The organism is Rhodoferax sp., assembly GCF_028688795.1.
Lineage (GTDB): Bacteria > Pseudomonadota > Gammaproteobacteria > Burkholderiales > Burkholderiaceae_C > Rhodoferax.
Window position 1 is genome coordinate 23879 of the sequence record NZ_JAQTXM010000007.1, and the last position, 22354, is coordinate 46232.

The following is a 22354-nucleotide window of genomic DNA, read 5'->3' on the forward strand; positions in this document are numbered from 1 at the left end:
ATGCAAAGTTGAATGTGGTGCATCAACATCGCATCAGGGGCAAACACAAACAAGCTACTGACAGGACTCGCAGGTAGGGTCGTCGACACCGCAGAATTTGACGTCTGTCGCGGGCATGCTGGCCATCTGTTGACGCGCCGCGGCTGCAGCGACATCAAGTGCACTCATGCCTTGTTGCCCACCTGCAGCATCACCAGATGAGACCGAATTGAGCCGACCCGCAGCCACCGTGGATTTCTCCACATGGGTGGCGGATTGGGTGCGCAGGTAATAGGTGGTTTTGAGTCCGCGAACCCAGGCCAGTTTGTAGGTGTCATCGAGTTTCTTGCCCGAGGCGCCGGCCATGTAAATGTTGAGCGACTGGGCCTGATCAATCCATTTTTGACGACGTGACGCGGCTTCAACCAACCAGCTGGTTTCCACTTCAAACGCCGTGGCGTACAGGGACTTGATGTCCGCTGGCACACGGTCGATGGGTCTGAGCGAGCCATCAAAATGTTTCAGGTCCATGACCATCACATCGTCCCACAGGCCAAGACGCTTCAGGTCCCGCACCAGGTAGTTGTTGATGATCGTGAATTCGCCCGATAAATTGGATTTGACCGACAGGTTGCCAAAGCAGGGTTCGATCGACGCATCGACGCCAATGATGTTGGAGATGGTGGCCGTGGGCGCAATGGCCACGCAGTTGGAGTTGCGCATGCCATCTTTGGCAATTTTTTGGCGGAGTGCATCCCAGTCCAGCGTGCTGGACCTGTCGACTTCCACATAGCCGCCACGTGCACTTGCTAGCATGTCAAGCGTGTCCAAAGGCAGCACGCCCTTGTCCCAAAGCGAGCCTTTGTAGCTGGAGTATTGGCCACGTTCACGCGCCAACTCAGTGGAGGCCCAGTAGGCGTAATAACAAATAGCTTCCATCGATTCGTCGGCGAACTGCACAGCGGCATCGCTGGCGTAGGGCACGCGCATCTCGTACAGGCTGTCCTGGAAGCCCATCAGCCCCAAGCCCACCGGGCGGTGGCGCATATTGGAGTCACGTGCTTTTTTGACTGCGTAATAGTTGATGTCAATCACGTTGTCGAGCATGCGCATGGCGGTGGTGATTGTCTTTTGCAGCTTGGCATGGTCCACCTTGCCGTCTTTCAGGTGTTGCACCAAATTGACCGAGCCCAGGTTGCACACCGCTGTCTCTGTGCTGCTGGTATTGAGCGTAATCTCGGTGCACAGGTTGCTCGAATGCACCACACCCGCATGCTGCTGGGGGGAGCGGATGTTGCAGGCATCCTTGAACGTGATCCATGGGTGACCGGTCTCGAACAGCATGGTGAGCATCTTGCGCCACAGGTCAGTCGCTTGCACGGTGCGTGACGGCTTGATCTCGCCCTTGGCCGCTTTCTCTTCGTAGGCCACGTAAGCGTCTTCGAACGCGATGCCGAATTTGTCATGCAAGTCAGGCACGTTGTTGGGTGAGAACAGGGTCCACTGGCCTTTTTCCATGACACGGCGCATGAACAGGTCAGGAATCCAGTTAGAGGTATTCATGTCATGCGTGCGGCGGCGGTCGTCACCCGTGTTCTTGCGCAGTTCCAGAAACTCTTCAATGTCCAAGTGCCAGGTTTCCAGATAGGTGCAGACCGCGCCCTTGCGCTTGCCGCCCTGGTTCACCGCCACGGCGGTGTCGTTGACCACTTTCAGGAATGGCACGACCCCTTGGGATTCGCCATTGGTGCCCTTTATGTGGCTGCCCAAGGCGCGCACAGGTGTCCAATCATTGCCCAGGCCGCCGGCAAATTTCGACAGTAGGGCGTTTTCCTTGATGGCTTCATAAATGCCGTCCAGGTTATCTGGCACCGTAGACAGGTAACAACTGGACAACTGCGAGCGCAGCGTCCCGCTGTTGAACAGTGTGGGCGTGGAAGACATGAAGTCAAATTTTGAGAGCACTTCGTAGAACTCAATGGCACGCGCTTCGCGGTCAATCTCGTTAAGCGACAGGCCCATGGCCACGCGCATGAAAAACGCTTGCGGCAACTCAATGCGCTCTTTGCCAATGTGCAGAAAGTAGCGGTCGTAAAGCGTCTGCAGCCCTAGGTAGTCAAATTGCAGGTCGCGTTTCGCTCTTAAAGCTTGTGCCAGTCGAGCCAGGTCGAACTGCTGAAGCTTTTCGTCGAGCAATTCGTTCTCAACGCCGCGCTTGATGAATTGTGGAAAGTAGTCTACGTAAGCCTGTTGCATGTCGGCCTGCGCCACGTCTTCCCCCAGGATCTCTTTGCTGATGGTATGAAACAGCAGGCGTGCTGTGGCAAAAGTGTAGTCCGGGTCCCTTTCAATCAGGGTGCGTGCAGCCAGCACTGACGCCTTGTAGACCTCATCCATGGGCACGCCGTCGTACAAGTTACGCATGGTCTCCGCCATGATGGGTTCGGGTTTGACATCGGCGCTGAGTCCCTGGCACGCATCCGTGATGATGCCCTTGAGCCGTGCCAGATCCAGCACCACGCGTTGCCCTTTGTCGATGGCGTGCAACACGGGTGCGGCAGGCATTTGCTGGGTGACTTTTTGCGCACGCTCTTGTGACCGTCCTTCGCGATACAACACGTACGCGCGGGCAATTTCATGGTGCCCCCCGCGCATCAGACCCAGTTCAACCTGGTCTTGCACATCTTCTATGTGAAAGGTGCCGCCGGCCGGTCGTGAGCGCACCAGCGCGCGAATCACGGCCTGGGTGAGTTCTTCGACCGTTTCGCGCACGCTTGATGAAGCGGCACCCTGTGTGCCGTGCACTGCCAAAAACGCCTTCATCATGGCCACGGCAATTTTGTTGGGCTCAAACGGCACCACCGCGCCGTTGCGGCGAATGATTTGGTACTGACTCAATGCGCCAGGTGCAGACAGGCCGGTCTGGTCACTGGTCAGGGGCAGGTTGACCTGCGCAGGGGTGGGGATGTTCTGGGAGATTTGCATAGCGTCCTCTTTCGATGCGGAATTTGTGGAATTGGGTGGTGCTAAAAAGACGAGGCCGCGCAGACCGGCGTCAAGACCGGGGGAGAGCTTAACACTATATCTATGGTTTGGCACTGAGGAAGACACTACCCGTAGTGTTTTGGCGGTGACGAATGCAAGGTTGTTGTGGTCTAAGACCCGGGAGGATTTGATAGCGTGCAAGCCCCAGCAGATCAGAGTTTCTGGCGCCTTTGGCTTCTAAATTGGCGTATCTTTGTGCGGTATTCGACGGTGGGACCCAGATGTTTCGGCAGGTAAAGACCGAGAATCAAGGCCCAAATTATTTTTAAAAAGAGACCAATCAAAGCCTGCGCCGGGGTCATTTTTGCGACCTGGTGCGATGTGCTCATGCCCCGCGATGTGGGCAATTGGGTACTGGCTCATGATGACGGGGCAAAGCGCGCTGAGGGTTTCATATTGCGCCGCCTCAAAAATTTCGCCCTCAAGGCCTTCAAGTTCTATGCCAATGCTGTCGTCGTTGCAATTGTCGCGACCACGGTAGCAAGATGCACCGGCGTGCCAGGCGCGGTCATCACAGCTGACAAACTGCCAGAGTTCTCCGTTGCGCCGTATGAAGAAGTGCGCCGACACGGTTAAGCCTTCAATTTGCCGGAAGTAAGGGTTGGCTTGCCAGTCGAGTTGGTTGGTAAACAGTTGCTGAACTTCTGGCCCGCCATATTGCCCAGGCGGCAGGCTGATGGAATGCAGCACAAGCAGGTCAATGTTCACCGGGTGCGGGCGAGGCCCAAAGTTGGGGGATGGCAGCTGCGCGGCAAAGCGGTACCACCCCTGGCGCCACATCACGTCGTCAGAGCGGCGTGAATGAGGATGCTGTGGCATTTAGGGCACCAGGCTGATCCTGGTTGGGCGTTTCAATGTGCAGTCGTGCGATGCGGTAGCGCAACTGGCGCAGGCTCAAGCCCAAGTACGCGGCCGCCGCCGCGTGGTTAAAGGCGGTCGCCTGCAACGCACGGCTGAGGATGCAGCGCTCCTGGGCATCGAGGTACTGCAGCAGGTCGACAGGAAGGGTGTCGGGTGTTGCCTCTTGTGCCGGCAACAAGCCGGCGCTTTGCCGCGTGCTGGCGGGTGGAGCTTCAAATTGCAGGCTCTGTCCGTCACCCAGCGCCACAGCGCGGTGCAGCAGGTTTTCAAGCTCTCGCACATTGCCTGCCAAGGGCAACGCGCTCAGTTGTTCCAGTGCGTCGGCTTGCATCAATGGTGTGGCAATTCCGGTTTCTTCTGCGATGCGTGACAGCAACGCATTGCACAGATCCGGCAAGTCCTGGCGGCGTTCACGCAGCGGCGCGATCACCATGTCGATGACATTGAGTCGATAAAAGAGGTCTTGCCTGAACTGCCCTTTTTGCACCTCTTGCGCTAAATCCTTGTGGGTGGCGCTGACGATGCGCACATCGACGATGTCTTCCTGAGTGGAACCCAGTGGGCGGACCCTGCGCTCCTGGATGGCGCGCAGCAGTTTGGACTGCATCGGCAGCGGCAAGTCGCCGATTTCATCCAGAAACAAGGTGCCGCCACTGGCCGCCTGAAAAAAACCCTCGCGGTCGACTTGTGCGCCGGTGTACGCCCCTTTTTTTGCGCCAAAAAACTCGGCCTCCAGCAGGGCTTCTGGAATGGCGCTGCAGTTGACAGCGACCCAGGGCCCTTTGTTTCGGTGGCTATTGGCATGAATCGCGTAGGCCACCAATTCTTTGCCTGTGCCTGATTCGCCGGTGACCAGAACCGGCGCCATGCTGGTGGCTACTTTGACGACACGCTCCTTGACCTGGCGCATGCAAGCCGATTGGCCGATCAGGCGATCCAGCGCACGTTGACCCAAAGCCCCTGCGCTTGTCTGGTTACCGCCCGACATGGAAGTTTGAAAGGCCATCGGCGGTACTGCGGAACTGAGTGCCGCGGTGGCAATCACATGACGAAACTGCTTCAGGTCCACCGGTTTGGTGAGGTAGTCAAAGGCGCCACCCTTGAGGGCCTCGACGGCGTTTTCTGCCGAACCGTAAGCGGTGATCACCACGCATCGCTCGTCCCGATGCGCGGCCTTGAGTTCGGTGATCAGTGACAGGCCCAGCCCGTCTGGCAGGCGCATGTCGGTGATCAGTACGTCAAACCTGTGTTCTGCCAGCAAGGCGCGTGCTTGCTGCAGGTCACCCGCCGTGTCGACGTGGAAGCCTTCGCGCAGCAGGGTGAGTTCGTACAGCGTGCGCAGGTCAGGTTCGTCGTCGACGACCAAAATGCGGGCATGAGCTGTGTGGGTCTTCATGGCGCAGGTGTGAGCTGGCTGCTTGCAACAGGGGGGTGAGGTGGCTGGGTGCTAAACATCACGTTGAATTCGTTGCCTGGTTGCATTGTTTGATGAATAAGCCGGGAACTGCGTTCGTAGGCCATGACGGCACCATGGCTTTCGCACAGCTCGCGGCAAATATACAAGCCCAACCCGCTGGAGCGGCTGTCACTGGAAAAAAAAGGTTCAAACAGGTGTTGTTCCACGGAGGGGTCCAGCGGCCCACCGTCACTCCAGACGCACAGGCAGGTGCTGGCTGCCAGTTTGTTTGTGTTCAATGTTTTGACGCTTACCTGAATGGAGGCTGGCCCGCCACTGGCAAAACGGCGTGCATTGTCCAGCAGGTTGACCAATATGCGGCGCAAATGCTCAGTATCGAACCACACCTGATGCTCTTCTGCAGACGGGTCAACTTTCAGGGCCTGGGTGACTGAGGTCTGCTGCTGCCAGTCGCGGCAAACGCGGTTGACGTTTTCCTCCAGGGAAATCATTTGCCCGGGCGCGCCAGCCGCGCGGTGGGGTGCCTGCGCCAAGCGCAGGATGTCATGCACAATTTTTTCAAGCCGCTGGGCGTTTTGCTGCACCATGTGCGTCATGCGCAATTGACTGGGTTCCTTAAGGTCTTCAGCCAGCAACGCATTGGCCTGCACGATCGCCGCCAGCGGGTTGCGGATTTCATGCGCCACTGCGGCCGACATTCGACCCATGCTGGCGAGCTTTTCAGTGCGAAAACGCGCCTGCATCTCGCGCTGATCCTGCATGAACACGACGCAGAGCATCTGCGCCTCAGATTCTTGAGGTGTGGTGAGTTGGGTGCTGATACGCAGGTGCCGTGCGCCTTGGCCTTCACCGTGGATGCTCAAATCGGTTTGTTGTGGGCACTGGGTGCGATGGCTTAAGTTCACCACATCCTGCAGTGCCTGCCAGCCCGGCTGTTCTGTCAGTCGCCATGGCGTATCGGCGGACTGTGCTGTCAAGCCCAACAAGCCAAAAGCGGCCGGGTTGGCTGAACGCACCCAAAGTTGCTCGTCGACCACCATGATGCCGTCGTTCAGTGAGGCGATGACCAGTGCGTTGACCTGGCGCTGAACAGCGGTTGCGAGCTGGCTGCGCTGGGCGCGCAACTCCATGCTGGTGAGTCGGCCGGCCAATTGGCTGGCGATGAACGAAATGGCAAAACACCCTGATCCGGTCAGTGCCGCCTGCATGAAGTGTGCAGTGGTGTCCCACGGGGTCTGAATCGACAGCCAACTGGCATAGCCAAACAGCAGCAGTGTCACACCCGCAGCTGTGCCCATGGCCATGAGCAAGGACCCAAGAATGGACGCCATCAGCACTGGCAGGGCAAACAAGGGCGCGTAGTTGATGCTGCTGTTTTGCAAGGCTTGCAGCGCTGCAAAGGTCACCAGATCCACGCCAACCGTGCGCAGCCATTGGACGTCAAACGTGTGCCCCAAGTGTTGTGGATGTGTCATCAGCCGCACAGCGAGCGCGGCGGCAAAGTAGGCACCACAAATCAACAGCGGTGTGCTGCTTTGTTGCGGTGTCAAAGCAAAGATGCCCCCCTGAAGCAGCACCAGAACCAGTCCCAAAGTGGCACGTGCCGTCATGAAGGCACGCCACAGCCGCTCGAACTCTTGGGGTTGCGGGCTGTGGTCCAGCCTCGTGGCACGCAGCGCGGGGCCCAACCGGCCAGGTGAATCTGGCTGCATGGTCATTCAGGGTTCCAGTTGCTTCAGATGTTCCTGGCTGCAGTACGGTCCCTTTTTACCCTGCACTGCCTCATTGCCTGGAATGTGCATGCCGCACTGGGTGCACCGCACCATGTCAAGGGGGTGTAGCGCAGTGGCTGGCGGCTTTTTTTTGATAGTAGGTATCTGGCGGCTGCGCCATAACCAGACACCTGCCAGAATGACCACTAGTAAAAGCAAAGCCTTCACAGTGTGCGCCCCAGCATCACTTCCATCACAAAGCGTGAGCCGACATAGGCCAGCAGCAGCAAGCCGGTGCCCACGTAAAGCACGCGAACCGCTTGCTTGCCACGCCAGCCAAAGCGAAAGCGGCCCACCATGAGCACCGCAAACGTCAGCCAGGACAGCACCGAAAACGCTGTTTTGTGGTCCCATTTGATGGCATGGCTGGCACCATACAACTGGTTGCCAAAGAAAAATCCAGCCAGCAAGGTGGCCGATAACAGCACAAAACCCAAGCTGACAAAGCGAAAGGTCAGGCGCTCCATGGTCAGCAAAGGCAGCCCAGCAGAGGCGCTTGCCGCCATGCGCATGCGCGCTTCGGCGCGGGTCATCAGCCAGGCATGCACCACGGCCACAGCAAACAGCCCGTAAGACGCAATGCCCAAGGCCCAGTGCAGTGGTAGCCAGGCTGACGCGCTAGGTTGCAAGGTGTTGCCCGGGAACAGCAGCGCCAACAGCACGGCGGCAGATGCCACACCTGAAAGTAGCCATGATGTTCTGAGCTGCGGATAAAAGTGGCTTTCAACCGCATACACCAAGCCGACCAGCCATGCCGTGACTGACAGCGCCGGTGCAAAACCAAAACGTGGCTCACTCCCCCAAAGCCCCCACGCCAATAACATGCCGTGCAGGCTCCACGCCAGCCAGACGGCTGTGCGGGACAGGGTTGGGCCCGCGCGAGATGCGCCAGCAGCAGATGCTGCGTAGGCAGCAGACGCGCCCAATGCCAAGGTCACAGTCAACGGGGAAGCACTGGCTAAAATCATGTACACAGTTTAGCGTTAACCCGCCATTTCTTTTTTGGCCCCCAACCCAGGTTCCGCCCGCCGGAACACCCCCCATATGGCATCCGCTCTTACCGATAAACTCAGTCGCCTGGTGAAAGAAATCCGCGGCCAGGCCCGCATCACCGAAGCCAATGTGTCTGACATGTTGCGCGAAGTCCGCATGGCGCTGCTGGAGGCCGATGTGGCGCTGCCCGTGGTGCGCGACTTCATTGCCCGCGTGAAAGAAAAAGCGCTGGGGCAAGACGTGCTGGGCTCACTTACCCCGGGTCAAGCCTTGGTGAGCATCGTCAACAAAGAGCTTGCCGCCACCATGGGTGATGGCGTGAGTGACATCAACTTGGCGGCCCAGCCGCCTGCGGTGATCCTCATGGCCGGTTTGCAGGGGGCGGGTAAAACCACCACCACCGCCAAGCTGGCCAAGCACCTGATCGAGAAGCGTGGCAAGAAAGTACTGACCGTCTCTGGTGACGTGTACCGCCCAGCAGCCATTGAGCAGCTCAAGACCGTGACGGCACAGGCCGGTGCCGAGTGGTTCCCTAGTACGCCAGACCAAAAGCCGGTGGACATCGCCCTGGCTGCGCTGGACTACGCCAAAAAACATTACTTTGACGTGTTGCTGGTCGACACGGCGGGTCGCCTGGCCATTGACGAAGCCTTGATGCGCGAAATCAAAGACCTGCACGCAGCCATTCACCCGGTTGAGACCTTGTTTGTGGTGGATGCCATGCAAGGGCAGGACGCGATCAACACGGCCAAGGCCTTCAAGGAAGCGTTGCCGCTCACCGGCATCATCTTGACCAAGCTTGACGGTGACTCGCGCGGCGGTGCGGCATTGTCTGTGCGGCAAATCACTGGTGCGCCCATTAAATTTGCCGGCACCAGCGAAAAGCTCGACGGGCTGGAGGTGTTTGATGCCGAACGCCACGCCGGGCGCGTGCTGGGCATGGGCGACATCCTGGCGCTGGTGGAGCAGGTGACGGCCGGGGTTGACATGGCGGCTGCCCAAAAGCTGGCGGCCAAGGTCAAAAGTGGTGCAGCCTTTGATTTGAATGACTTCTTGGGTCAAATCCAGCAAATGAAACAAATGGGCGGTTTGAGCAGCCTGATGGACAAGCTGCCCGCCGCCATGGCGGCCAAAGCGGGTCAGGTTGACATGGGCCGGGTTGAAAAAGATGTCAAACGCAAGGAAGGCATCATCCAGAGCATGACACCGCTGGAGCGGCGTAAGCCTGAGCTCATCAAAGCCACCCGCAAGCGCCGCATTGCCGCCGGTGCTGGTGTGCAGGTGCAGGAAGTCAACCGCATGCTCAAGGAATTTGAGCAAATGCAGGACATGATGAAAAAGATGAAGGGCGGCGGCATGATGAAAATGATGAAGCGCATGGGTGGCATGAAAGGCATGCCAAAAATGCCTTTCTGAACGCCCCCGAGCCGGTCTATACCTCGCGATTGGTACTGCTGGCTTTGCGCGCCGACCGGCGTCGGGCCCTCGCTGCGCGGCGCTCCCGCCGTCGTATCGACCTCCGGCGCGAATAGTCAATGCCGATCTTGATCAAATAGCCCAGCAAGTAAAGGCCAAGCGCAGAGAGCGCCCATGGCTTGATTTCGTCAATCAATCTTTCCATCATATGGCTGGCAAGCTCCCGGTCCATCTCGGTTTGTGCCGCAGTTTTGGGTCGGTTGTCGGGATCTTGCCCCGCAGGCAAATGGCCGCCTTCCCACTGGCCAGACATCCTTTGTGGGCGGGTGCTGCTTGCGCCTTCATCGTCCTCTTGGGTCCTGCCCAACCCCATGTCCCGCTTCACATCGTTCCAGACCTCCATTGCGCCTGAATCCAATATTTGGTCATGCAGCGGGCGAGCGGTTTCCTTGAGGGTGTTGTGTATTTCGGCGGCTAAATCCGGGTCGGTAGGGGTATTGAGTGGCGGCGAGGTGGCATCCGCTGGACCAAGTCTGGGCGGGGCAGTTTGATTCGGTGTCCGTTGGTCTGCCGCTGGCCGTTCTTGTGGGGTGATGCTTGGCGTCTGAAGGCTTCTGTTCTGACTGGCCATGCCCTCAATGGTGAGCGCCGCCGGGGTCCAGGTCAATTCGCCCGGGCTTGCCGCCTCTGCTGTGGCTGGCGTCGCGTCTTGATGTGTGACGGGGTCGGCGGCCACAGGCATGCCCAGGCCAAACACGCCCAACAGGCTGAAGGCCAGGATCACCCGTCGTTTGTGATGGCACTGCTTGAATTGCATGACTGATCGGTTGTATCTAAACAGGAAAAGTGTCGCCCGCGCCAAGAGGCTGGCTGGTCAGGCTGGCATGGCCGCGCTGGCCACTGCATGGCGGGTCAACACCTCACCGCGCAGCGTAAAGGTGCGTGTGTCCGTGATGGCCACATCCACCATTTGCCCAATCAAACGCGGCTGGCCGACAAAATTCACCACCCGGTTGCACTCGGTTCGGCCCATTAGCTCCGTGTCATCACGCTTGGAGGTGCCTTCGACCAGAATGCGCTGAACCGTGTTCAGGCGGCTCTCTGAAATGCGCTTGATGCTGTCGTTGATGGTGGCTTGCAGGTGTTGCAGACGGCGCAGTTTGACCTCATGTGGCGTGTCGTCTGCCAGATTGGCAGCCGGTGTGCCAGGGCGTGGGCTGAAGATAAAGCTAAAAGAGTTGTCAAAGCCCACATCGTCAATCAGCTTCATCATCTTGCCAAAGTCTTCTTCGGTCTCCCCGGGAAAACCCACAATGAAGTCGCTGCTCAGGGCCATGTCGGGGCGAATGGCGCGCAGCTTGCGCACCGTGCTTTTGTATTCCATGGCGGTGTAGCCGCGTTTCATGGCCATCAAAATGCGGTCAGAGCCGTGTTGCACGGGCAAGTGCAGGTGGCTGACCAGTTTGGGCAACTTGTCATAGGCCGCGATCAGCGACGGCGTGAACTCATTAGGGTGGCTGGTGACATAGCGGATGCGCTCAATGCCAGGAATGTCCGACACGTATTCGAGCAGGGTGGCAAAGTCGGCCATTTCACCCGTGTCGCCTGGCGCGCCAGGTGTGGTGATCATCTTGGCGCGCCAGGCGTTCACGTTTTGCCCCAGCAGGGTGATTTCTTTCACGCCCTGGTCGGCCAGGCCAGCCACTTCCACCAGCACATCTTCAAACGGGCGGCTGACCTCTTCGCCGCGGGTGTAGGGCACCACGCAGTAGCTGCAGTATTTGGAGCAGCCTTCCATGATGGAGACAAACGCGCTGGCGCCTTCCACGCGCGCGGGTGGCAAGTGGTCAAACTTCTCGATTTCGGGAAAGCTGATGTCGACTTGCGAGCGGTTAAGTCTGGCGCGCTCGTCCAGCATTTGCGGCAGGCGGTGCAATGTTTGCGGGCCAAACACCACGTCCACATAAGGTGCGCGGGCGATGATGGCGGCACCTTCTTGGCTGGCCACGCACCCGCCGACACCAATCAATGCCCCCTTTTTTTTCAGGTGCTTGACGCGGCCCAGATCCGAGAACACCTTTTCTTGCGCTTTTTCGCGCACCGAGCAGGTGTTGAACAAAATCAGGTCGGCTTCTTCGACGTTGTCGGTGGGTTCGTAGCCCTGCGCCGCGCCCAGCACATCGCTCATTTTGTCCGAGTCGTACTCGTTCATCTGGCAGCCGTAGGTTTTGATGAAGACTTTTTTACTCATGGAGAAACTCACTCTATTGCTATAAATTAAATAGCTGCTTGCGCTTTATTTATAAGGGCTAGACGCATATTTCTTATAAACTAACTGGGCTTGCAGCATGTTGTGGTGAAGACCCGCTCTGAGGGCGATTGCCTGCATGTCGATTCGCGCCTTGGCATTTGCCAGTGGGTCAACGAACTCGCCGGGCCTGTTCTTGTGTTGGACTTACTGCTGTGGAAACTTCGGCAACTGGTTGAAAGGTGTCTTGCCGTCGTCTGCCTTGGGCTGGTCAGCCTGAGAGCCAAAGATGAAATTGGTCACGGGCTCCATGCCACTGCGCTTTTGCCGGGCTTCTGCCTCGCTCAAAATCCAGACCTCATGCACCAGCCCCTGCGGATCGCGCAGGTAATTCACCAGCACCCGCTGGCCGACCAGCGTGCCGGACAAGATCAACTGGTTGTTCAGGCCCTTGATGCGTGCGCCAGGCGATAACCGCTCTGCCTGCCCATTGATCAGCACATTGGGCGGCGTGGTGACTTCTAGGGTGGCACGCCGGGCGGCGGCTGGGAATTGGCGCACAAATTCTTGCGCCCCGGCTGGCTGGGGTGACAGACCGGCGAAGCTGATCAGCAGGGCGATCAGTCCAAGAAAAAGCCCCTGTGGGGCGTGAAGGCAGCGGTTCATGGTGTTCATCCAGAGGCTGTGAAAGAAGCTGTGATTTTAAGCTGCATAGACTGCCGCACCGCGCTCGCCGCGACGATGGCCCAGCCCATGGCCGCGCCAGGCGGCTGTCAATCCAGCGGCTTGGTCTGCGCTGCGAGGGCGCGGAGTTTGTCTTTCTTGCTAGGCCGGATGCCTTTGACACCGCCGTTGCCTGACGCATCGATGGGGCTGGATGCGGGTGGTGCGGCCTCTAGCGCTTCAAAACCTTCAATGCTTTCCAGCGGCAAGTCAAGTTGGTGGCGCTTGGCAATCAGGTGCCAGTGCGCCAGCGAGGTGGCACTGACAAAGCTCACCGCCTGACCGGGTTCGCCTGCGCGCCCGGTGCGGCCAATGCGGTGGGTGTAGTCGTTGGCCGAGCGCGGTAAATCAAAGTTCACCACCACTGGCAAATTGGCAATGTCGAGGCCGCGCGCCGCCACATCGGTGGCCACCACCACACTCAGGCGTTCCGTCTTGAAGTCGGTCAGCACCTGCGTGCGCTTGCCCTGGCTCAACTCGCCGTGAAACGGCTCGGCGGTGAGCCCGCCCTTGCGCAATTTGTCGGCCACGATCTCGGCGGCAAACTTGGTCGCCACAAACACCAGCACACGCGGCCAGGCGTGTTGCTTGATCAGGTGCCGCAGCAGTTGGGTGCGTTTGGATGTGTCCACGGCAATGGCGCGCTGGATGATCTCGATGGGCTGCTGCTGGGCCGCATCCACCTCGATCCGCACCGCGTCATGCAGCAAGGTGTTCGCCAGCGCTTGCACGGCAGGGCTGAAGGTGGCCGAGAAAAACAGGTTTTGTCGCTGCGCCGGCAAGCTCGCCAACACCTGCGCCAGTTCTTCGGCAAAGCCCAGGTCGAGCATGCGGTCAGCTTCGTCCAGCACCAGCAGGGCCACATGGTCAAGCTTTAAGGCGTTGTGCGCCATCAGGTCCAGCAGGCGCCCGGGCGTGGCCACCACCACGTCGGTGCCGCCGCGCAGCCCCATCATTTGCGGGTTGATCGACACACCACCAAAGAAAATCGACACCTTGACGCGCTGTGGCAAGTGCTGTGCCAGGGTTTGAAGCACCTCGCCCACCTGGGCTGCCAGCTCGCGTGTGGGTACCAACACCAGCGCTTGTGCCTGACGCACCCGGCTGGTGTTGGGTTGCAAACGTTGCAGCAGCGGCAGGGCAAAAGCCAGTGTTTTGCCCGATCCGGTTTGGGCCGAGCCCAGCACGTCCTGGCCCAGCAAAGCAGGCCCGATGGCGCCTTGTTGGATCGGGGTGGGCGCATCGAACCCCAGAGTGTGAACCGCTTGCGTGAGGGCGCTGGACAGGCCGAGTGTGGAAAAAGACATGGTGGATGAGCGATAAGTGGGGAAAGGGGGTGTGGCGTTGGCCAGTTTACGTGTTTGGGTTTGCGCTGTGCGATTTAACGCCCGCGTGGGGGCTGGCCGCATAATCACCCCCTACAAAAACCGGCTGACGAGCGCCGGTTTTAGCTTGATTCAAAGGATTTCATGAAAAAAACATTCCAGCTGACGATTGAAGGCAAAAACCGTGACCGTGTGCTTGAGGCCACGAAACACGAGATTCGCCAGTACGTGAAGCGCGAGCGCCGCAAGGCTTTGCCCGAAGGTGTTGACTTTTGGGACTTTGATTGCAAATTTGGCACCAGTGCCGACAACGCTCAAGATGTGCATTTCGCCACCCTGACCGCCTTGATTGATGCCGTGGCTAAAGAAGAAGGCGAAAAGTTTTACGTTGAGCTGCTGGCCAAGCCAGGCCACCGTACGTCACGCAGCCCAGCTGAAGCAAGTGACGACGACATGCTGTAAATGAAAAACCCGCAAAGGCTTGTGGCCAATGCGGGTTTAAGGATTCTGGTGGTGATAGGTGGATTTGAACCACCGACATCAGCATTATGAATGCTGCGCTCTAACCAGCTGAGCTATATCACCAACGAGGCAAGATTATAGCGGTTTGCCAACCGCGTTTCTGCCAGACCGGATTCACTTGTTGCTGAACACGGCTTTGCGCTTGTTGACGAACGCATTCATGCCTTCTTTTTGGTCGTCGGTGGCGAACAAAGCGTGAAACAGGCGGCGCTCAAAGTGAATGCCATCATTGAGACTGCCTTCAAAGGCCTGGTTGACCGACTCTTTGGCGGCCATGGTGGCAATTTGTGAGTAGTCACTGATTTGCAGCGCTGCGCCCAGCGCCTCGGTCATCAACTGGTCCAGTGGCACCACGCGGCTGACCAGGCCAGCACGTTCGGCTTCAACCGCGTCCATCATGCGGCCGGTAAGCGCCAGGTCCATGGCCTTGGCTTTGCCCACGGCACGCGGCAGACGCTGTGTGCCACCGGCGCCAGGGATGATGCCCAGCTTGATTTCGGGTTGACCAAAACGTGCGTTGTCGGCGGCAATGATGAAGTCGCACATCATGGCCAGCTCGCAGCCGCCACCCAGCGCAAAGCCGCTCACTGCGGCAATCACGGGTTTGCGGATGGCACGAATTTGCTCCCAGTTGCGCGTGATGTAGTCGCCTTTATAAACATCAGCAAAGCTGTAGCTGGCCATGGCACCAATGTCGGCGCCAGCGGCAAAGGCTTTTTCGCTGCCAGTGATGATCATGCAGCCAATGCCTGGGTCGGCATCAAAAGCCTGCAGGGCTGTGCCAAGCTCGGTCATCAGCTGGTCGTTCAGCGCGTTGAGCTGTTTCGGACGGTTCAGCGTGATGATGCCGACTTTGTCCGCCTCGGTGCGGACGGTGATGAGTTCATAGGTCATGTGTGCTCCTGATCAGTGTGAAAGAATATTAATAAGAAAAATAGGCTTCTAGCCAATGCGTAGTAAGCGTAAGTAGCTATTATTTTTGATTAATTCTGGCGTTTTTTCAGGCATTTAGCCAGGCGTTGGCCAAGGCCTCGTCACGCACCGAAAGCTTGACTTGCGTGAGCGGTTTGGGCAAGGACACCGCCAGCGTCAGCAGGCGCTGGTCGCGGGCCACAATGGCCTTGAATGTGCGGGCCTCGCCAAGGATCAGCGCCAGATCGTCCAGCTTGCTGAGTCGCCAGCCTTGACAGGATTTGGCTTGCCCAAGCTCAACGCCCAGCCACTCGTCGCCCGCGGCAAAACCGGCTTGCTCAGCGGCGCCGCCACGCAACACCGCCTTGACATGAATGCCCTGCGACTCATTTGCCCGCAAGCCCAACTGATCAGGTTGTGATGCACGCTCTGTTCCATAGCTAACACCGTGTTGCTCCAGCCACTTTTGAAGCGGTAAGTCATCCGTGCCATGCACCCACTGTTGCAACTCTGCGGCATAAGACTGGCCCGACAGGCTTTCCAGCACGGCCAACAGGTCAGCCTCCGTCATCGGGCCAGCTTGGCAGCGCAGCCACAGGGCGCGCATGACGGCATCCAGGCTGGTCTTGCCAGCTTGGCGCAGCGTCAAGTCCAGACACAACGCCACCAGCGAACCCTTGGTGTAGTAGCTCACCGTGGCGTTCACCGTGTTTTCGTCTTGCCGGTAGTACTTGACCCAGGCATCCCGGCTGGCTTGGGCCAGGCTTTGCACGGCGCGGCCCGGTGTTTTCAGCACGGCGTTGATGGTTTTTCCAAGCAGTTTCAGGTAGTGCGCGTTGTCAATCAGCCCGGCACGGCGCAGCAACAGGTCGTCAAAGTAGCTGGTGAATCCTTCAAAAAACCACAGCAACTCGGTGTAGTTTTCCTGCGCATAGTCATAGCGCGCAAACTCGGCTGGGCGCAGGCGCTTGACGTTCCAGGTGTGAAAGTACTCGTGGCTGATCAGCCCCAGCAGCGTGGTGTAGCCGTCTGACGGCTGCCCGGTGCTGGCTTGCCCCAAGCGCGGCAGGTCGGCGCGCTGGCAGATCAGTGCGGTGCTGTGGCGGTGCTCCAGCCCGCCATAACCTTCATGCACGGCGTTCAGCATGAACAGGTAATGCGTGTGTGGCGCATGGCGCGGCTTTTTGCCATGCCAGAAGCTGATTTCGGCTTCACAAATGGCTTGGGTGTCTGCCAGTAGCCGCTGGCCATCAAAGCTGGGCGGCGCCCCCGAGACGATGAAACGGTGCGGCACGCCTGCAACCACAAACTCGGCCTGCCAGAACATGCCCAACTCGACCGGGCTGTCCACCAGCTCGTCGTAATTGGCGGCCAGATAGTCGCCAAAGCCGCGTTTGGTGATTTTTTGGGGGCTCAGCGCCGTGGCGGCTTGCCAGTCTTTGGGCAAACCCGTGTCGCTCAAGCTGAGCAGGTGCGGTGTGTCCTCCTGGCCATGCACGCGCAGGCACAGGCTGGTGCCGTTGAAAAAACCGCGTTGTGTGTCTAGCCAGGCGGTGCGCACCGAGTGGTCAAAGGCGTACACCTCATAGGTTAGCGCCAGCGCTTTGCCGGGCTTGCAGGAAATTTGCCAGCTGCATTTGTCCAGCTGGGTCAGGGTAGCAGGGCTTTTGCCCTGACGGGCTTGTAGGCCCTGCAAGTGCTTGGAAAACTCGCGCACCAGGTAGCTGCCTGGAATCCACACCGGCAAACTCACCACCTGGTCGGCGGCGGGTTGCGCAATGGTGAGCGTGACCTTGAACAGGTGCGCGTGCAGACAGTGCGCGCTCACCTCGTAGCGGATAGTGGCGGGGTGTGAACGCATCAGCCCGTGCCTCATTCCAGGCGTTTTTCAACCTGATCGGCGCCAACTGCACCCGGCACGCGCGAGCCATCGGCAAAGATCAGGGTGGGGGTGCCGGTAATTTTGAACTTGTGACCCAGTTCCACGTTGCGTGTGATGGCACTTGCGTCGCAACTGGCAGCCGCAGGCGGCACATCACGCACCATCCAGTCCGACCAGGATTTGGCTTTGTCTTTGGCGCACCAGATGTTTTTGGACTTTTCGGTGGAGTCGGCGCTCAGGATTGGGTACAAAAACATGTACACGGTAACGTTGTTGATCTTTTGCAGGTCTTTCTCAAAACGCTTGCAGTAGCCGCAGTTGGGGTCTTCAAAGACCGCCAGCTTGCGCTTGCCATTGCCACGGACGATGGTGAAGGCGTCCTTGAACGGCAGCGCTGCAAAATTGATGGCAGTGAGCTTGTCGACGCGCTCTTCGGTCAAATTGCGTTTTTGTTTGGTGTCAATCAGGCTACCCTGGATCAGGTAATTGGCTTGGGCGTCGGTGTAATAAATGTCGGCACCGTTCACGCGAACTTCAAAAATGCCATCAATGGGTGTCTTGCTGACCTCGTCGATTTGCTGCAGTTGAGGAATCCGCTCAGCCAGGTTTTTACGGATCGTCGCTTCTTGTGACCAGGCGGTGCCAGCTGCCAGCAGGGCGGCTGTGATCAGGGTGATGTGCAATATTTTCATGGGTGTTTGGTGTGCGTGTTGTGTTGGTGTCGTCCGGGTTCGGCCAAGTCTGACCCCCTGGAGGCAATTAAGTTCGGAAGTTCACAAGCCCATGGCCTGACGCGCCGCCCAATGCTTGGTCATGCCGCTGAGCTCAAAGCCCTGCATGCCCCAGTTGCGCAGTTTTTGCCAGCTGCCGCCTTCTTTTGCAAACAGCTGTTGCAACACCGTCATGGCCAGGTCGGTGGCGGTGACTTCAGCGCGGCGGGCGCGCTCGTAGCGGCGCAGCAATTTCACATCGTTCACGGGCCGCCAATACGCGCGGGTGTGCAAAATATCAGCCAGCTCGGCCACGTCGCTCAGACCCAGGTTTAGGCCTTGCCCGGCCAGCGGGTGCACGTTGTGTGCGGCGTCGCCGGCCAGTGCCCAGCTTTGGCCGTTGGCCACGCCGATCCAGCGGCTGGCCTGCGCCGATTGCAGCGCCCAGGCCTTGCGCTCACCTGTCAGGGTGAGCTTGCCCAGGCAGCCTTCGCTCAATGCTTCAACCTCTTCGCAAAAATCGGGCGCATCCATGGCCTGCAGTTCCGGGGTGCGCGGGTTGGGGGCCGACCAAACGATACCCACCGTTTGGCCAAGCGCACCGTCCAGCGGCAAAAAGGCCAGGATGTTGTCTTCCTTGAACCATTGGCGCGCCACCTGGGCATGCGGCTTTTCGCAAGCCAGACGTGCCGCAATGGCGTGTTGGGGGTAACGCGTGGCGGAAAAGTCCACGCCAAATTCTTCGCGGGTGGCACTGGCGCGACCCTCACACACCACGGTCAGGGTGGCTGCGCGGGGCGCCTCAATCAGTTCGATATGGGGCTGAAAGCGCACCGCTTCGCGCAATTGCGCCTCCAGGACGGGCACGTCCACGATCCAGGTGAGTGCGGGTACGGCCAGGCTGGCAGCAGAAAAATTCACTTCACCGCCGTCATCGCCCTTGACTTGCATCGCCGTGACCTCGGTGGCGTGCATCGCGTCTGGCCAACAGCGCACCGATTCCAGCAGGGCTTTGGATTTGGCGTTGAGCGCGTAGGCCCGCACATCGGGTTCGCTGGCTTGGGGCTGGGGCGCGACCAGGCCAACGCGCAGCCGGTCGCGGGCCAGCAACAAGGCCAAGGTGTGTCCCACAATGCCGCCGCCGCGAATGCAAATGTCTAGGTGTTGAGTCATGCCTTGAATTGTAGGAGGGGTGCCTCAGGCGCTGCGTTCAGGGGCAAAAAAGCCGCATGGCATACACTCAGCCCCCTGTTTTTAAGTGTTTCAAAGGGTCAATGCGGGCGTTTTGCACGCCGTTGCCCCACTTTAGTCTGTTTGAGGATTTGTTATGAAATGTGGCATCGTGGGCTTGCCCAACGTCGGTAAATCGACCCTGTTCAACGCGCTGACCAAGGCTGGTATTGCGGCTGAAAATTACCCCTTTTGCACCATTGAGCCCAATGTGGGCATTGTGGAGGTGCCAGATGCGCGGCTGGATGCGCTGTCTGTCATCGTCAACCCGCAAAAGGTGCAGCGCGCGATTGTCGAATTTGTCGACATTGCGGGCCTGGTGGCTGGCGCCAGCACCGGTGAAGGCCTGGGCAACAAGTTTTTGGCACACATTCGTGAAACCGACGCCATCATCAATGTGGTGCGCTGTTTTGAAGACACCAATGTGATCCACGTGGCCGGCAAGGTCGACCCGATTGATGACATTGAAGTGATCCAGACCGAGTTGTGCCTGGCTGACCTGCAAGCCGTTGAAAAAGCCATGCACCGTGTCACCAAGCTGGCGCGCTCGGGCGACAAGGAGTCGGTCAAGCTGGTGGCTATTCTGGAAAAATGCCAGGCCGCCCTGAATGAAGCCAAGCCGGTGCGCACCATTGAGTTCTCCAAGGACGAGTTGCCGCTGCTGAAACAGTTCTTTTTGATCACCGCCAAGCCCGCCATGTTTGTTGCCAATGTGGCTGAAGACGGTTTTGAGAACAACCCGTTTTTGGACCGCTTGACGGCCTACGCCACCGCCCAGAATGCGCCTGTGGTCGCTATCAGTGCCAAGCTGGAAGCCGAAATGGCCGAGATGAGTGACGAAGACCGCCAGATGTTTCTGGAAGAGCTCGGCCTGCATGAGCCGGGCCTGAACCGCCTGATTCGTGCCGCCTACGATTTGCTGGGGCTGCAAACTTATTTCACCGCCGGGGTCAAGGAGGTGCGTGCCTGGACCATCCACAAGGGCGACACCGGGCCGCAGGCGGCGGGCGTGATCCACACTGATTTTGAGAAGGGCTATATCCGGGCCCAGACCATTGCCTATGAAGACTTCATTGCCTTCAAGGGCGAGCAGGGTGCCAAAGATGCCGGCAAGATGCGCGCCGAAGGCAAAGAATATGTCGTCAAGGATGGCGATGTGATGAACTTCTTGTTCAGTTCATAATTTATAAGAAATCTGGCTCTAGGTCTTATGGAATAGGCGCTAGTAGCTATTGATTAAGTAGCAATTGAAAACCGGCTACGTCGGTAGTTTGAACACGGCAAAAGCGGGGCAGCGGTTGGGGTCGACTGAACCTTCGGTTCTTGATGTTGCGCCCCAGCCACTGCCCCGCTTCTGCCTTGCGCTGTTGGCTTGATGGGAGTCAGTTGCCAAATACACCCATCAACGCTGCCGTCATGGTCACGTAGCGGGCAAACTTGCCGACTGCCATGTAGGCCAGACAGGGCCAGAACGGCAGTTTCAGCCAACCTGCCACGGCGCACAGCGGGTCGCCCACCACGGGCAACCAGGCCAGCAGGCAGGCCTTGGGTCCCAGGCGTTCCAGCCACTCCAGCGCCCGCAAGTGATGCTTGGAATGCTGGTGGCGCTCAATCACCTTGTGTGATGCCAGTCCCATCCACCACGTGACCGCGCCGCCCAGTGTGTTGCCGAAAGTGGCCACGGCAATGGCCGGCCAAAACAGGTGGGGGTTGAGTTCAATCAGGCCGAACACTGCTGGCTCTGAACCCAGTGGCAACAGGGTGGCAGACACAAACGACACCAAAAACACCGTGCTGAGGCCAAATTTTGGCAAAGCCAGCAGAGTGAGGATGTGTTCAAACCAGAGTTCCATGGGTGCGCGAGTATAGGTTTGCGGCCAAGCGCAGTCAGTTCTCGGCGGCGTTGATCCGCCGGTCGATGTGGCTTTTGATTGCTGAAAATTTCAGCAGCTAGAATCCCGCATCCCCCCGTTTTTTAGTTTTTTTTTGATCCGTTGTCACGCCCCACCTGAATCCGTTCGCATGAACATTGGCCCCTATTCTTTGCCCAATCGGTACTTTGCCGCGCCCATGGCGGGCGTCACAGACCGGCCGTTTCGCCAGCTCTGCAAGCGCTTGGGGGCGGGCTACGCGGTGAGCGAAATGGTGACCAGTCGACCTGATTTGTGGGATTCGCTCAAAACCTCTCGACGTGCCAACCACGAAGGCGAGCCCGGCCCCATTGCGGTGCAAATTGCCGGCACCGAGCCGCAGATGATGGCGGACGCGGCGCGTTACAACATCGACCGTGGTGCCCAGATCATCGACATCAACATGGGCTGCCCAGCCAAAAAGGTCTGTAACAAATGGGCCGGTTCGGCCCTGATGCAAGACGAGCTGCTGGCGCTGCAAATCGTGTCTGCCACGGTGCAGGCCTGTGCCTCGCACGGCGTGCCGGTCACCCTCAAGATGCGTACCGGCTGGTGCCATTCTGAAAAAAACGCGGTGCAGCTGGCCCGCTCGGCCGAAGACGCTGGCGTGCAGATGGTCACGGTGCATGGCCGTACCCGCGAACAGGGTTACAAGGGCTTTGCCGAGTACGACACCATTGCCGCCGTCAAAGCCGCTTTGAGAATTCCGGTGGTGGCCAATGGCGACATTGACAGCCCCGAGAAAGCCCGTGCGGTGCTGGCAGCCACGGGCGCCGACGCCGTTATGGTGGGCCGCGCGGCGCAGGGCCGGCCCTGGATTTTTCGCGAAATCGCGCATTTCATGGCCACGGGTGAGCATCTGGCCCAGCCTTTGGTGCTTGAGGTCAAGCAGTTGCTGCTGGCGCACCTGCAGGATCATTACAGCTTGTATGGCGAATTTGCCGGCGTGCGCACCGCGCGCAAACACATTGGCTGGTATGTGCGCGACTTGTCCGGTGGCGAAGCTTTTCGGGCGCGCATGAACACCTTGTCGGATTGCCAATCGCAATGGGCGGCGGTGGCTGACTATTTTGATGAACTCCATGCTTGCACGGACCGCCTGCCAGTGCTTGCCCCCCATAAAACCAACCCAAAGAGGGAGACTGTCGAATGAAACCCCTGCACATTGCAGACGCCGTGCGCGCCAACCTGGAGAGCTACATGCGTGACCTGGGCGGCAGCGAGCCCAACGGCATGTACAACATGCTGGTCGCCGTGGTGGAAAAACCGCTGCTTGAGGTGGTGATGCAGCACGCCGACCACAACCAGTCCAAAGCCGCGCAGTGGCTGGGGCTGAACCGCAACACTTTGCGAAAGAAATTGCTGGAACATAAGCTCATTAATTAAGAGCTGCTTGCGCAATATTCATA

The 22354-nt window shown here is 58.7% G+C and carries 20 protein-coding genes and 1 tRNA gene; 5 read left to right on the forward strand and 16 right to left on the reverse strand.

What is annotated here, in order from left to right; all coding sequences use genetic code 11:
- Positions 1-54 precede the first annotated feature (54 nt).
- From PHQ58_RS06985 to PHQ58_RS07010, 6 genes are all read right to left on the reverse strand, one after another.
- On the reverse strand, positions 55-2964 hold the full coding sequence (locus tag PHQ58_RS06985; protein ID WP_300108933.1) for a ribonucleoside-diphosphate reductase subunit alpha: 2910 nt from the start codon (positions 2962-2964) through the stop codon (positions 55-57).
- Positions 2965-3201: 237 nt separating this feature from the next.
- Positions 3202-3843: a 1,6-anhydro-N-acetylmuramyl-L-alanine amidase AmpD gene (ampD, locus tag PHQ58_RS06990; protein ID WP_300108936.1), complete on the reverse strand. Its 642-nt coding sequence runs from the start codon at positions 3841-3843 to the stop codon at positions 3202-3204.
- Positions 3812-5281, reverse strand: coding sequence for a sigma-54 dependent transcriptional regulator (locus PHQ58_RS06995; protein WP_300108939.1), 1470 nt, complete (start codon positions 5279-5281; stop codon positions 3812-3814). Before PHQ58_RS06995 ends, ampD begins: the two co-directional genes overlap by 32 nt.
- On the reverse strand, positions 5278-7014 hold the full coding sequence (locus PHQ58_RS07000; protein WP_300108942.1) for an ATP-binding protein: 1737 nt from the start codon (positions 7012-7014) through the stop codon (positions 5278-5280). The genes PHQ58_RS06995 and PHQ58_RS07000 overlap by 4 nt, the downstream gene beginning before the upstream one ends.
- A 6-nt stretch (positions 7015-7020) precedes the next feature.
- The gene (locus tag PHQ58_RS07005) at positions 7021-7242 is read right to left on the reverse strand and encodes a PP0621 family protein (protein WP_300108945.1); all 222 of its coding nucleotides are present in this window, start codon (positions 7240-7242) and stop codon (positions 7021-7023) included.
- The gene (locus tag PHQ58_RS07010) at positions 7239-8042 is read right to left on the reverse strand and encodes an inner membrane protein YpjD (protein ID WP_300108947.1); all 804 of its coding nucleotides are present in this window, start codon (positions 8040-8042) and stop codon (positions 7239-7241) included. The genes PHQ58_RS07005 and PHQ58_RS07010 overlap by 4 nt, the downstream gene beginning before the upstream one ends.
- Before the next feature lie 76 nt (positions 8043-8118).
- On the opposite strand from PHQ58_RS07010, the gene ffh reads away from it, so the two are divergent.
- Positions 8119-9483, forward strand: coding sequence for a signal recognition particle protein (gene ffh, locus PHQ58_RS07015; protein WP_300108950.1), 1365 nt, complete (start codon positions 8119-8121; stop codon positions 9481-9483).
- 16 nt (positions 9484-9499) lie between these two features.
- Here ffh and PHQ58_RS07020 read toward each other — a convergent pair whose 3' ends face one another.
- From PHQ58_RS07020 to PHQ58_RS07035, 4 genes are all read right to left on the reverse strand, one after another.
- Entirely contained in the window at positions 9500-10300 is an 801-nt protein-coding gene (locus tag PHQ58_RS07020) for a hypothetical protein (RefSeq protein ID WP_300108953.1), read from the reverse strand.
- A 57-nt stretch (positions 10301-10357) separates the two neighbouring features.
- Positions 10358-11734: a tRNA (N6-isopentenyl adenosine(37)-C2)-methylthiotransferase MiaB gene (miaB, locus tag PHQ58_RS07025; protein ID WP_300108957.1), complete on the reverse strand. Its 1377-nt coding sequence runs from the start codon at positions 11732-11734 to the stop codon at positions 10358-10360.
- Positions 11735-11938: 204 nt separating this feature from the next.
- Positions 11939-12397, reverse strand: a complete 459-nt coding sequence (locus PHQ58_RS07030) for a hypothetical protein (protein ID WP_300108960.1) — start codon at positions 12395-12397, stop codon at positions 11939-11941.
- Positions 12398-12504: 107 nt separating this feature from the next.
- Positions 12505-13761 (reverse strand): DEAD/DEAH box helicase, encoded by a 1257-nt coding sequence (locus PHQ58_RS07035; protein WP_300108963.1) that lies wholly within the window; start codon positions 13759-13761, stop codon positions 12505-12507.
- A gap of 162 nt (positions 13762-13923) precedes the next feature.
- Here PHQ58_RS07035 and PHQ58_RS07040 point away from each other — a divergent pair, with 162 nt between their 5' ends.
- Positions 13924-14241 (forward strand): DUF6172 family protein, encoded by a 318-nt coding sequence (locus PHQ58_RS07040; protein ID WP_300108966.1) that lies wholly within the window; start codon positions 13924-13926, stop codon positions 14239-14241.
- Positions 14242-14287: 46 nt separating this feature from the next.
- Here the strand turns inward: PHQ58_RS07040 and PHQ58_RS07045 are convergent.
- The 5 genes from PHQ58_RS07045 to PHQ58_RS07065 all read right to left on the reverse strand — a co-directional run bounded on the left by PHQ58_RS07045 (position 14288) and on the right by PHQ58_RS07065 (position 18978).
- Positions 14288-14364: transfer RNA gene (locus PHQ58_RS07045), tRNA-Met, on the reverse strand.
- 51 nt (positions 14365-14415) lie between these two features.
- Entirely contained in the window at positions 14416-15195 is a 780-nt protein-coding gene (locus tag PHQ58_RS07050) for an enoyl-CoA hydratase (protein ID WP_300108968.1), read from the reverse strand.
- Between the two features lie 106 nt (positions 15196-15301).
- Positions 15302-17074 carry a peptidase M61 gene (locus PHQ58_RS07055; RefSeq protein ID WP_300108970.1) on the reverse strand — a complete coding sequence of 591 codons (1773 nt, stop codon included), beginning with the start codon at positions 17072-17074 and terminating at the stop codon, positions 15302-15304.
- 11 nt (positions 17075-17085) lie between these two features.
- Complete coding sequence (locus PHQ58_RS07060; protein WP_300108972.1) at positions 17086-17787, reverse strand: DsbC family protein; 702 nt, start codon at positions 17785-17787, stop codon at positions 17086-17088.
- 81 nt (positions 17788-17868) lie between these two features.
- Positions 17869-18978, reverse strand: a complete 1110-nt coding sequence (locus tag PHQ58_RS07065; protein ID WP_300108974.1) for an FAD-dependent monooxygenase — start codon at positions 18976-18978, stop codon at positions 17869-17871.
- Positions 18979-19132: 154 nt separating this feature from the next.
- On the opposite strand from PHQ58_RS07065, the gene ychF reads away from it, so the two are divergent.
- Positions 19133-20218: a redox-regulated ATPase YchF gene (ychF, locus tag PHQ58_RS07070; protein ID WP_300108976.1), complete on the forward strand. Its 1086-nt coding sequence runs from the start codon at positions 19133-19135 to the stop codon at positions 20216-20218.
- A 199-nt stretch (positions 20219-20417) separates the two neighbouring features.
- Here ychF and PHQ58_RS07075 read toward each other — a convergent pair whose 3' ends face one another.
- The gene (locus PHQ58_RS07075) at positions 20418-20888 is read right to left on the reverse strand and encodes a YqaA family protein (protein ID WP_300108978.1); all 471 of its coding nucleotides are present in this window, start codon (positions 20886-20888) and stop codon (positions 20418-20420) included.
- A 169-nt stretch (positions 20889-21057) separates the two neighbouring features.
- On the opposite strand from PHQ58_RS07075, the gene dusB reads away from it, so the two are divergent.
- On the forward strand, positions 21058-22098 hold the full coding sequence (gene dusB, locus PHQ58_RS07080; protein WP_300108980.1) for a tRNA dihydrouridine synthase DusB: 1041 nt from the start codon (positions 21058-21060) through the stop codon (positions 22096-22098).
- Positions 22095-22331, forward strand: a complete 237-nt coding sequence (locus tag PHQ58_RS07085) for a helix-turn-helix domain-containing protein (RefSeq protein WP_300108981.1) — start codon at positions 22095-22097, stop codon at positions 22329-22331. Before dusB ends, PHQ58_RS07085 begins: the two co-directional genes overlap by 4 nt.
- Positions 22332-22354: the final 23 nt, after the last annotated feature.